This window comes from Rhizobium sp. WYCCWR 11146, from assembly GCF_013591995.1.
Taxonomy (GTDB): Bacteria; Pseudomonadota; Alphaproteobacteria; order Rhizobiales; family Rhizobiaceae; genus Rhizobium; species Rhizobium indicum.
Genome location: NZ_JACCEY010000009.1, coordinates 85604 through 97083, shown reverse-complemented (window position 1 = coordinate 97083; position 11480 = coordinate 85604). Strand labels below are relative to the sequence as shown.

At 61.7% G+C, this 11480-nt stretch carries 11 protein-coding genes; 3 read left to right on the top strand and 8 right to left on the bottom strand.

Translation table 11 applies throughout. The features are described from left to right. The first annotated feature begins 132 nt into the window (after nt 1-132). Nucleotides 133-2244, top strand: a complete 2112-nt coding sequence (locus HX899_RS04795; protein WP_181291749.1) for a mechanosensitive ion channel family protein — start codon at nt 133-135, stop codon at nt 2242-2244. Between the two features lie 6 nt (nt 2245-2250). Here HX899_RS04795 and HX899_RS04790 read toward each other — a convergent pair whose 3' ends face one another. Beyond that, nucleotides 2251-2628: a DoxX family protein gene (locus tag HX899_RS04790; protein ID WP_181291852.1), complete on the bottom strand. Its 378-nt coding sequence runs from the start codon at nt 2626-2628 to the stop codon at nt 2251-2253. Between the two features lie 236 nt (nt 2629-2864). Between HX899_RS04790 and mprF the strand changes: the two genes are divergently transcribed. Further along, nucleotides 2865-5468 carry a bifunctional lysylphosphatidylglycerol flippase/synthetase MprF gene (gene mprF, locus HX899_RS04785; RefSeq protein WP_181291748.1) on the top strand — a complete coding sequence of 868 codons (2604 nt, stop codon included), beginning with the start codon at nt 2865-2867 and terminating at the stop codon, nt 5466-5468. Beyond that, complete coding sequence (locus HX899_RS04780; RefSeq protein ID WP_181291747.1) at nt 5465-6847, top strand: virulence factor family protein; 1383 nt, start codon at nt 5465-5467, stop codon at nt 6845-6847. The genes mprF and HX899_RS04780 overlap by 4 nt, the downstream gene beginning before the upstream one ends. A gap of 182 nt (nt 6848-7029) precedes the next feature. On the opposite strand, the gene HX899_RS04775 is transcribed toward HX899_RS04780, so the two are convergent. From HX899_RS04775 to ruvA, 7 genes are all read right to left on the bottom strand, one after another. Then, nucleotides 7030-7593 (bottom strand): DinB family protein, encoded by a 564-nt coding sequence (locus tag HX899_RS04775; RefSeq protein ID WP_181291746.1) that lies wholly within the window; start codon nt 7591-7593, stop codon nt 7030-7032. A gap of 91 nt (nt 7594-7684) precedes the next feature. Next, nucleotides 7685-8197, bottom strand: a complete 513-nt coding sequence (locus HX899_RS04770; protein ID WP_181291745.1) for an NUDIX hydrolase — start codon at nt 8195-8197, stop codon at nt 7685-7687. Between the two features lie 6 nt (nt 8198-8203). Continuing rightward, the gene (locus HX899_RS04765; RefSeq protein ID WP_181291744.1) at nt 8204-9106 is read right to left on the bottom strand and encodes a metallophosphoesterase; all 903 of its coding nucleotides are present in this window, start codon (nt 9104-9106) and stop codon (nt 8204-8206) included. Further along, nucleotides 9107-10147 carry a Holliday junction branch migration DNA helicase RuvB gene (ruvB, locus tag HX899_RS04760; protein WP_138333452.1) on the bottom strand — a complete coding sequence of 347 codons (1041 nt, stop codon included), beginning with the start codon at nt 10145-10147 and terminating at the stop codon, nt 9107-9109. Then, nucleotides 10144-10542, bottom strand: coding sequence for a PIN domain-containing protein (locus HX899_RS04755; RefSeq protein ID WP_168315343.1), 399 nt, complete (start codon nt 10540-10542; stop codon nt 10144-10146). The genes ruvB and HX899_RS04755 overlap by 4 nt, the downstream gene beginning before the upstream one ends. Continuing rightward, nucleotides 10539-10799 carry a type II toxin-antitoxin system PrlF family antitoxin gene (locus HX899_RS04750; protein WP_181291743.1) on the bottom strand — a complete coding sequence of 87 codons (261 nt, stop codon included), beginning with the start codon at nt 10797-10799 and terminating at the stop codon, nt 10539-10541. Before HX899_RS04750 ends, HX899_RS04755 begins: the two co-directional genes overlap by 4 nt. A gap of 54 nt (nt 10800-10853) precedes the next feature. Continuing rightward, entirely contained in the window at nt 10854-11471 is a 618-nt protein-coding gene (gene ruvA / locus HX899_RS04745) for a Holliday junction branch migration protein RuvA (RefSeq protein ID WP_181291742.1), read from the bottom strand. Between the last annotated feature and the right edge of the window lie 9 nt (nt 11472-11480).

Sequence of the window (11480 nt, the reverse complement as noted above, 5' to 3'; positions counted from 1 at the left end):
GCGGCGAGGTTTGCCTTTACTAGCAATCGGTATGGTTTCCCTACTGCTTGCTGGCGGCAGCGGTCGCGAGTATCCATTGCAAAATGTCAGCGCTGCCTTCTACAAGCGACCGACATTTCATTGGAGGCGGTCATGGAGCGTGGCATGGCAGGAAGCTTGAAGGCCGTCATATTCGGCATGCTGGTATTGCTTGCGCTTTTTTCGGCGGTTTCGCCTGGCTTTTCCCAGACGCCGCCAGCGCAAGTGCCGACCGCGGCCGCCCCGCCGGCCGAAGTGCGTCAGATGATGGAGCTGATGCAGACGCCTCAGGTCAAGCAATGGATGTCGACGCAGATGGCGACGGCGCCCGCGAGCGATGCGGCGGCTGGCGACCAGATGTCGGTGCTCTCAGGTCTGCTCCAGCATGCCCGCCGGCACGTCTCGATGGTCTCCGATGCGGCGATGACGCTGCCCTCGCAGGTCGGCCATGCTTCTTCGCTGTTCTTCGGCGAGATCGCCGCCGCCGGCTGGCCGCGCATGGTGGCGCAGTTTCTGGCGATTTTCCTGCTCGGCACAATCGTCGAGCGCATTGCCCGCTATGCCTTTCGCCGCCGCCGCCAGGGGGCGCAGATGGCGGGCATGCATCTCGCCCCGCGCGTCATCCCGGCGCTGATCTTCGCGATGGCGACGGCGCTTGCTCTTCTCAGCGTCAGCTGGCCGCCGGTCAGCCAGAGCATCGCGATCGTTTGCGTTGTCGCGCTCGTAGTCCAGCGCTTCACGATTTGCCTCGGAGGCGTGCTGGTCGATCTCATCGGGCTGGCGCGAGCCGAGGAAGAACGGCAGGAGATCACCGCGGCAATCATGCCGGCGCGCGCGGTTGCATTCTTCTGGTATCGGCGCTGTGCGACCTTCGTCATCTATTTCATTTTTGGATGGGCGGTGATCCAGTCGATGGAGCCGCTCGGCTATTCTGCGAGCGTGCGGATCCTCGTCGGCTATATCCTGGGCATCGGCCTGCTGCTGATCGCGATCGAGGCGGTCTGGTCGCGGCCGCACAAGGACGAGAAGCGTGGTCACGGGACCTCCTGGGCGCTCACCGTCTATTTCCTCTTGCTCTGGAGCCTCTGGGTCGCAGGCTTCAACTGGCTGCTCTGGCTCGGCATTTACGTGCTGCTGCTGCCGCGCGTGCTTGCCGTCTCGACGATTGCGGTAAAATCGCTGCAGCAGACCGAAGCGAGCTTCCTTGCCACACGCCGTATTGCAGCCGTGCTGTTCGACCGCGGCGTGCGGGCGCTGATCATTGCTGTTGCCGCCATCTGGCTCGGGCATATGCTCGGCGTCGGCGCCGACACGATGGCCGCCGGCGAAACGATGGTCGACAAGATCGCGCGCGGCGTGATCGGCGGCATCGTCATCTTGCTTGCCGCCGATCTGCTCTGGCACGTCATCAAGGCCTATATCGACGGCAAGCTGCTCGATTCATCCGTGGATGGCGGGACAACGGATGAGGAAAAGGCCAAACGCGCGCGGATACAGACGCTGCTGCCGATCTTCCGCAATATTCTCGCCGTGGTGATCGCCGTCATTGCCGTTCTGATGGTGCTCTCCGGCCTCGGTATCGAGATCGGGCCGCTAATCGCCGGCGCCGGTGTTGTCGGCGTCGCGGTCGGTTTCGGCGCGCAGACGATCGTCAAAGACGTCATCAGCGGTATGTTCTATCTCTGGGACGATGCCTTCCGCATCGGCGAATATATCGAAAGCGGCAGCCACAAGGGTGTGGTCGAGGCGTTCAGCTTGCGCTCGGTGAAGCTCAGGCATCATCGCGGGCCGCTGACGACGGTGCCGTTCGGCGAACTCGGGGCGGTGAAGAACCTCAATCGCGACTGGACGATCGACAAGATCAGCCTCAACGTCAAATACGACACCGATCTCGTCAAGGCGAAGAAGGTAATCAAGCAGATCGGCCAGACGCTGCTCGAAAATCCGGAATTCGGCCCTCATATCATCGAGACGCTGAAGATGAAGGGTGTCGAGCAGTTTGGCGAATTCGCGATCGAAATCCGGCTGTCGATGATGACGAAGCCCGGCGAGCAATTTGTCATCCGCCGCAATGCGCTGGCGATGATCCGCAATGCCTTCAATGAAAACGGCATCGAATTCGCCGTGCCGACGGTGCAGGTAGCGGGCGACCGCGACGCGGAGGTGGATGCTGCTGTCGCGCGCTATGCCGCGCATGCGCGGGCGAACGGCGAGCCAGCCGCATGAATGTCCTCACACTGCGCCGGCTGCTGCGATCAGCAGGCCGCCGATGATCGCCAGGTTGGTTTTCCAGGTATTGATCGCGCTGTCGCGCGCCGTTCCCTGCATATCCCAGAAATTCAGCAGCATGACGGTGGCCGTCAGTGTGAAGATGATGAGACCGAATGCCGCTGCCGGGACGAAAAGGCCGAGCATCAGCAGGATGCCGGCGACGATCTGGAACATGCTGCCCAAGACCAGCACCCATTTTGCAAAAGGAACGCCGCGGGCTTCGATCGCCTCGGTCAGCGGCACGATGACGAAAAAATGATGAATGCCGCCAGCGACATAGAGGCCGCCCAGCAGCAGGCGGCCGAGGGCAAGCATCACGAAGGCCGAACCATCCTGCATATCGAACCTTTCTCCCACGTCTCAACTCTCCATCGAGGGCAAGGCTCTGCTGAAGCTTACGAAAATGCAATGCACTGTTACGCCCGCCTGCGCAAATTCGCCCCAATTGAGGATGATTGAGGCGCAGGCGGCGGGGCTGGGGTAGCGGCGGCATGGTTCATAGAGCTTATATGCCTCTCATGTTACGTCATCTGAAATGATTCCCGCCAAGCTGGCAGTTGCAGCAGGGTACGAGAATGTCGGGGCACGGCAATTTGGAAGAGATGGAAGAAACGGGCGGGTTTTCTTTTGGCGGGTTATTCAGACGGTACAGAACGCCGCTGCTGGCAGCCGCGTCACTGGTGGTCTTCTGCCTCGTCGGTTACGCGATCATGCAGCTCACCAACGAGGTGCGCTATGACGACGTCGTCGGTGCGCTCGCCGCCACCAGGCCGAGCTCGATCCTGCTTGCGTTGTTCTTCACGGCGCTCAGTTTCCTCGCACTGATCTTCTACGATCTCAACGCCATCGAATATATCGGCAAGAAGCTGCCCTTTCCGCATGTCGCGCTGACGGCGTTCAGTGCCTATGCCGTCGGCAATACCGCCGGTTTCGGCGCCCTTTCTGGCGGTGCGATCCGCTACCGCGCCTATACGCGCCTCGGGCTCTCGCCGGAGGATATCGGCCGCATCATCGCCTTCGTCACGCTGTCCTTCGGATTGGGGCTTGCGGGCGTCGCGGCAATCGCCCTCATCGTCATCGCCGACGAGATCGGCCCGCTCGTCGGCGTCAGCCCCTTCCTTCTGCGGCTGATCGCCGGTTCGATCGTCGCCATTTTGGGCGCGGTGATGATCATCGGCCGTGACGGGCGCGTGCTCGATCTTGGCCCTGTGGCAATCCGCCTGCCGGATTCGCGTACCTGGTCGCGGCAGTTCCTCGTCACCGCCTTCGATATCGCCGCCTCGGCGTCGGTACTCTATGTGCTGCTGCCGCAGACGGCCATCGGCTGGCCGGTCTTCCTCGCCGTCTATGCGATCGCCGTCGGTCTCGGCGTGCTCAGCCATGTTCCCGCCGGGCTCGGCGTGTTCGAGACCGTGATCATCGCCTCGCTCGGCAGCGCAGTGAACATCGATGCCGTGCTCGGATCACTGGTGCTCTACCGGCTGGTCTACCATGTGCTGCCGCTGCTGATCGCGGTGCTCGCGGTCTCGGCGGCGGAGCTGCGTCGTTTCGTCGACCATCCGGCCGCCTCCAGCATGCGGCGCATCGGCGGAAGGCTGATGCCGCAGCTGCTGTCGGCTCTCGCACTGCTGCTCGGCGTCATGCTGGTGTTTTCGAGCGTCACGCCGACGCCGGACCAGAACCTCGAATTCCTCTCCAACTATCTGCCGCTGCCGATGGTCGAAGGGGCGCATTTCCTCTCCAGCCTGCTGGGGCTGGCACTCGTCGTCGCCGCCCGCGGCCTCGGCCAGCGGCTCGACGGCGCCTGGTGGGTGGCCGTGTTCTCGGCGCTTGCCGCCTTGACTTTATCACTGTTGAAGGCGATCGCGCTCGTCGAAGCCGCGTTTCTTGCCTTCCTCATCTTCGGACTCTTCGTCAGCCGTCGGCTCTTTACCCGCCAGGCCTCGCTGCTTAACCAGGCGCTGACGGCATCCTGGCTGATGGCGATCGCCGTGATCGTCGTCGGTGCCGTCGTCATCCTGCTCTTCGTCTATCGCGACGTTGAATATAGCAACCAGCTCTGGTGGCAGTTCGAATTCACGGCCGAGGCGCCGCGGGGCTTACGCGCCGTTCTCGGCATCACCATCATCTCCTCGGCGATCGCCGTCTTCAGCCTGCTCCGGCCGGCAAGCTTCCGGCCTGAGCAGGCGACGGACGAGGCGCTGGCGCGTGCCGTCGAGATCGTCATGAAGCAGGGCAATGCCGACGCCAATCTGGTGCGCATGGGCGACAAGAGCATCATGTTCTCGGAAAACGGCGACGCTTTCATCATGTATGGCCGGCAGGGCCGCTCCTGGATCGCGCTGTTCGATCCGGTCGGCGACCATCGCGCCGTGCAGGAACTCGTCTGGCGTTTCGTCGAAGCGGCGCGCGCCGCCGGCTGCCGGGCCGTGTTCTACCAGATATCGCCGGCGCTGCTGTCGCATTGCGCCGATGCTGGCCTGCGCGCCTTCAAGCTCGGCGAACTGGCGGTGGCCGATCTCAGGACCTTCGAGATGAAGGGCGGCAAATGGGCGAACCTTCGCCAGACGGCAAGCCGCGCCCAGCGCGACGGGTTGGAATTTGCCGTCGTCGAACCGCAGGACGTGTCTTCGGTCATTGATGACCTTGCCGCCGTTTCGACGGCTTGGCTCGAGCATCACAATGCCAAGGAAAAGGGCTTCTCGCTCGGCGCCTTCGATTCCGATTATGTCTCCTCGCAGCCTGTCGGCATCCTGAAAAAGGACGGCAGGATCGTCGCCTTCGCCAATATCCTCGTGACCGAATCCAGACAGGAGGGCACGATCGATCTCATGCGCTTCTCGCCGGATGCGCCGAAAGGCTCGATGGACTTTCTCTTCGTGCAGATCATGGAATATCTGCGCGGCCAGGGTTTCACCCACTTCAATCTCGGCATGGCGCCCCTCTCCGGCATGTCGAAACGCGAGGCGGCGCCCGTCTGGGACCGCATCGGCAGCACCGTCTTCGAACACGGCGAGCGCTTCTACAACTTCAAAGGCCTTCGGGCATTCAAATCCAAGTTTCATCCGCACTGGCAACCGCGCTATCTTGCGGTATCCGGAGGGGGCAATCCGATGATCGCGTTGATGGACGCGACATTTCTGATCGGGGGCGGGTTGAAAGGGGTAGTGAGAAAATGATCAGGACAATCCTTCTTGCCACGGCATGCGCCTGCATGCTCGCGGCCGCACCGGCTGATGCCGCCGAAGAGACCACACAGAGCTTCGAAGCCGGGCTCATCCCGTCGCCGCACATCTTCCTGCCGGAAGGGGAGGTGAAGGGTACGGTGATGCTGATATCCGATGCTGCCGGCTGGGGCGACTATGAGAAGGCCGAAGCCGACAGGCTGGTTGCCGAAGGCGCCGTCGTCATCGGCGTCGACTTCCCCTCCTATATCCAGGCGCTCAGCCGATACGACGTCAGCCTCAACGACGGTTGCGTCTACATGGTCTCGGACATCGAGTCGCTGAGCCAGCAGGTGCAGCGCGCGACCGGCAACAGCGCCTATCATCTGCCGATCGTCGCCGGCATCGGCGAGGGCGGGGCCTTAGCGCTGGCGATCGCCGCGCAGACGCCGGATGCGACGATTGGCCAGACGCTTGCTGTCGATCCGAAGGCCGGCATTCCGCTCGCCCAGGAACTTTGCACGCCGGCTTCCAAGCAGGTCGTCGGTCAACGCGCCATGTATGGCCTCAGCGACGGCGCTTTGCCGGATCCGATCGTCACCGTCTTCACGCCCAATGCCGACAAGGATGGCAGGGCGCATGCCGAAGCGCTGAAGAAGATCCATGCTGCGGTCGAGATCCGCGATTCCACCGACGATGCGCAGACGGTGTTTGCCGATACGCTCGACGATCTCGTCACCGCCTCCGGCGCCTTCGGCAATCCGCTTGGCCTGCCGCTGGCGATCCTCGAGGCGACCCCCGCCCTCGATACGATGGCGGTGATCTATTCCGGCGACGGCGGCTGGCGCGACATCGACAAGGAGGTCGGCGCCACGCTGCAGAAGGAAGGCATTCCGGTCGTCGGCGTCGATTCGCTTCATTATTTCTGGTCGGAGCGCAAGCCGGAGGAGACCGCCGCCGATCTTTCGAAGATCATCGATTTCTACCGAAAGCAGTGGAAGGTGAAGCATGTGCTGCTCGTCGGATATTCCTTCGGCGCCGATGTCGTGCCGGCCACCTATCAGCTCCTCAAACCAGCCGAAAAGTCGGCGGTGGCGCAATTGTCGCTGCTGTCGCTCTCGCACGAAGTTGACTACGTCATCTCCGTTCTCGGTTGGCTCGGCCAGAAAACGGATGGGGCTGGAGGGGATCCCGTCAGCGATCTGAAGAACATCGATCCGAAGCTCGTACAATGCATCTACGGCAAGGACGACGATGACGACGTCGCCTGTCCGGCGGTGAAGGAGAGCGGCGCCGAGGTCATCGAACTGCCCGGCGACCATCATTTCGACGAGAATTACGACCTTCTCACCAAGACGATCATCGACGGGCTGAAGAGACGGCTGCAGAATTAATGCACAAAACTGTGCAGCGGTTTTGGGACCACGACAGGCATCAAATAGAGACTTGAAGCGCTCGCGCCCCGCAGGACGAGCTAGAGCAATTCCAGGAAAAGTGCGTAGCGGTTTTCCGTCCGGAATTGCGTAAAAATAAAAACTTAGAGCGGTTCTCCGATTCCACGAAAAGCTGAACCGCTCTAACGCATCAGCGTTTCTTCGTTCCAGCCGAGCGCGGTGAGTTCTGTGCCACGAAACCGCGCATCGTCGGCAACGATGAATTCGTCGAGTTGCGGCGGAGCGACGCTGGTGCCGGAAAACATCGCATGCACCTGTCCGCGATGATGGGTCTGATGCTGGAAGAGGTGGCCGAGCACGTCCTCCATCCGCTCCTCCTGGATTCGGTCGCCGCGATGGAGGCTGATGGTCGAGGTGAGCCTCTCCGGCGTCAGGGCGTCGCAAAGTGCCACCAAGCGCTGGTCGACCTTCGCCTGCGCTTCTGCCAGCGAGGAAACGTCATCGAATGGTTCGTCGACCTCGAAGGCCTTGAGCCCGAGCGTGCCGCCTTCCAGGCCGTCGACATAGAACCAGTCGACCGTGATGATGTGGTTCAAGGTTTCCTTGATCGAGGGGAAGAAGCTCGTGCGCGGCGCTTCGAATTCGCCGGGCTCCAATGTCGCGCAGGCCTGAAGCAGGCGGCGGTTGGCAAGGGCGTTGTTATAGGCAAGTTTGCGGAATGGCCTGATAGGATCGAAGGTCGGCATCGGCGCATCTCCTCTTTAAGCGCTTTTGGCGACAGCACCGGGCGCCTTTTGAGGCGCGCAAGGGGCGCTGTAACACCTTGAATTGCTTGCGTCAGTCTTTCCCGTCGAGATCGCCGTCCCGCCAGACGAGATGACGTGGCGCAACGGGCAGGCTCTCGATTTCATCGGCGATGAAATAGGGCGGGATGTCGAGTGCGGTCAGGGCACTACGCGTTGCCGGCACCCATTTGAATTCGAGATGGTTGTCGCCGTCCTCGACCCGATGGATGATCTCGCCCGGCCGGAAGGGGAATTCCGGCGGGATCTCCATCAGGTAATAGAGACCGAGTTCATGCCAGTCGCGCTGTTCGTAGTGGAAGAAGTTCTCGACGATCCACAGCAGGCGGAAGACAGTGACTTCGACGCCCAGTTCCTCCACCATCTCGCGTTTCAGCGTTTCCTCCGACGTCTCGCCGATTTCCGCCCTGCCGCCCGGAAAGGTCCAGAAGGGCTCATGCACGGCGCGATGGACGAGCACGTGGCCATCGCGAAAGCCGAGGCCGGCGATGCGATAGTTGAAACGCTCCGCGCCCGCATTCAGGCGGATGAGAGTGCGCTTGGTCATGCCATTCTATCCAAGATCGATCACGACAATTTCCGGCGGTACGCCGAAGCGCACCGGTGCGATGGAGCAGCCGAGGCCACCGGAAACGATGATATTACGCCCCTCCTCAATCATATGGCCATAGGCGTAGCGGTTACCGTAGCGCGAGGGGACGATCGGGGAACGGCCGAGGAGGCGGATCTGTCCGCCATGCGTGTGGCCCGATAGCGTCAGCGAGACCCGCTCGGGCACGCGCGGAAAGATATCGGGTTCATGGGCAAGCAGGATAACGGGTGCATCGTCTGTCACCTGAGCCATCGTTCCATCGAGATCGTCGAGGCCGAGCATATGCGTGCGGCCCCATTTCCGGCGGGGCAGCAGCGCCAGCTGATCCTCGATGCCTGCCAGCCAGAGGCCGCGGCCATCCTTTTCGAGCCGAACGGCGCGGTTGCCATAGACCGCGATGCCCACGTTGGCGAGGGCCCGGTGTCCGAATGTTTCCATTCCGCCGTTCTTCTGGGCGGCCCTGTCCTCCCACCAATCGTGGTTGCCCATGATCGCATGGACGCCGAGAGGGGCCTGCAAGGTGGCGAGCGCCTTCGACCATTGGCTCGAATGCACGTACTGTGTCACCATGTTCATGCCGGCGGCATAATCGCCGAGCAGGACGGTGATGTCGCCTTCGAGTTCATTTGCCCTGTGGCAGATCGCGGCAATGCGGCTTGCCGACATCCAAGGTTCGCAGGCATGGAGATCGGCGAGCGCAACGACGCGGAGCTTGAGCCCCGGGGTCCATCCCGGCGGCGTCAGCCGATAGCGGGTGATGGCGAGCCGCGCGAGCGGTTCATAGGCGAAGGCGTAACCACCGAGCGACATGACGCCTGCGACACTGCCGCCGAGAACCTTGAAAAATCCGCGGCGGGTGATCACTCAGTTGTCCTCCTGGAACAGCCGGAACTGCGCAGCCTCCATATCCTTGGGCGGTTGCATTCCCAGATGTTTCCACGCGATTGCGGTCAGAACACGGCCGCGTGGCGTGCGCTGAATGAAACCCTGCTGGATCATATAGGGCTCGATGATGTCCTCGATCGCGTCGCGCGGCTCGGAAAGTCCGGCGGCGATGGTTTCGATCCCGACCGGGCCGCCGCCGAAATTGACCGCGATCATGTTGAGGTAACGTTTGTCGAGCTGGTCGAAGCCGACATTATCGACCAGCAGGCGGGTCAGCGCCTCGTCGGCGATCTCGCGAGTGACGGATTCCGCCCTTGCCACCTCGGCAAAGTCGCGCACGCGCCGCAGCAGCCGGCCGGCGATGCGCGGGGTGCCGCGGGCGCGTCTTGCGATCTCGCGGGCGCCCTCTTCGGTGATCGGCAGGTTCATCAGCCGCGCGCCGCGGCGCACGATCAGTTCCAGCTCCTCGACGGTGTAGAAGCTCAGGCGCACCGGAATGCCAAAACGGTCGCGCAGCGGCGTCGTCAACAGGCCGAGGCGGGTGGTGGCCGCCACCAGGGTGAATTTCGACAGGTCGATCTTCACCGAGCGAGCGGCAGGGCCTTCCCCGATGATGAGATCGAGCTGGAAATCTTCCATGGCCGGATAGAGGATTTCCTCGACGGCGGGGTTAAGGCGATGGATCTCGTCGATGAAGAGCACATCACGCTCCTCGAGATTGGTGAGCAGGGCAGCGAGATCGCCGGCCTTGGCGATCACCGGGCCCGACGTCGAGCGAAAGTTGACGCCGAGCTCTTTGGCCATAATCTGCGCCAGCGTGGTCTTGCCGAGGCCGGGCGGACCGACGAAGAGCACATGGTCCAGCGCTTCGCCACGGTTTTTCGCCGCCTCGATGAAGACCTTGAGATTGGCGCGCGCTTCCGCCTGGCCGGTGAACTCGTCCAGCGATTGCGGGCGCAACGTGATATCAAGGTCTTCGCCCCGCTTTTCCGGCGATATCAGGCGGGCGGAGTCGCTCATGTCAAAAGTTCCATTCCAGGTATGGTTTTTGCGGCTTGGTCATCGAATGTCCTGGTTGTCACGCAGCCCGCATCACGATTACGAAGGGCGATGAAGACATCTGCAAATTCTGCATTGGTCCGCACCATGATTGCGAGCGTCTCCTCGACTATTCTTTCATCTTCGAGGATCAGGTCAGCCGAGTCCAACAAGTCTGAAATCGCCTCCATGATCTGTTCTCTTTTCAGCTTGATCCGTTGTCTCAAGAACCACACGCATTCCATCAGCGTGATGCAATTTATATAGCCCGGTGCCGTCTCGGAAAGGCTGGCAAAGAGCGCTGTGACCTTCTCTGTCTGGACAGCGTCGTCCTTCAGGAAGAAGCGCAGCAAGATATTGGTGTCGAGACCAATCATCTTGCTCTATTCACATGATCGGCGATGGCTTCGCCAATTGCCTCGTCCATTTCCTTCAAAGTGATCGTCGGTCGATTCGCATCGTGAAACTTGCCTGCGAGGTCGATGGCGCGTTTGTTCTTGGCTTTCATGATGATTTCGCCATCGCGGTTGATGTAGCGGATCCTGTCGCCGGACTTTAGATTCAGCAATTCACGAACTTCCGCCGGAATTGTTGTCTGGCCCTTCGATGTCATCGTACCGTAGTAGATATTCATGCGGATCTCCTTACCAATCAAGTTTAGTAAGGAATTGCGATATATTCAAGGAGGTCACCGCGCCCCCAGTTCCTTCAATCCCAGCCTGATCAGTTTGGCGCTGTCGGCGCCATCGCCCGCCGTCTTCATTGCCGCGGCGATTGCGTTCGCCGCCTGGTCGCGGGAATAGCCGAGGTTGGTCAGCGCGGATACCGCATCGGCGACGGGTGCTGCCGCAACACCTTCGCCGAGTTCCTGCTTGAGGGCGATATTGATCGCTTCGCCGGCAAAGGCCGGCGCCCGGTTCTTGAGTTCGGTGACGAGGCGCATGGCCACCTTGGGACCGACGCCCGGCGCACGGGAGACGGCGGTGCGATCCTGCAGGGCGATCGCATTGGCAAGTTCGCCTGGGGTCAGCGTCGAGAGCACGGCGAGCGCCACCTTGGCGCCGACGCCCTGAACGCTCTGGAGCAGGTTGAACCATTCCCGCTCCAGAGCGGTCATGAAACCGAAGAGCTTCAGTTGATCCTCGCGCACATAGGTTTCGATAAACAGCACGCAGGCCCCACCAGTCGAGCCAAGCTTCGACAGGGTACGGGCCGAGCAATGGGCGACGTAGCAGACGCCGTGCACATCGACGAGCACATAGTCTTCGCCGATTTCGTCTATGGTGCCTTTCAGCTTGCCGATCATGGGTCGCGG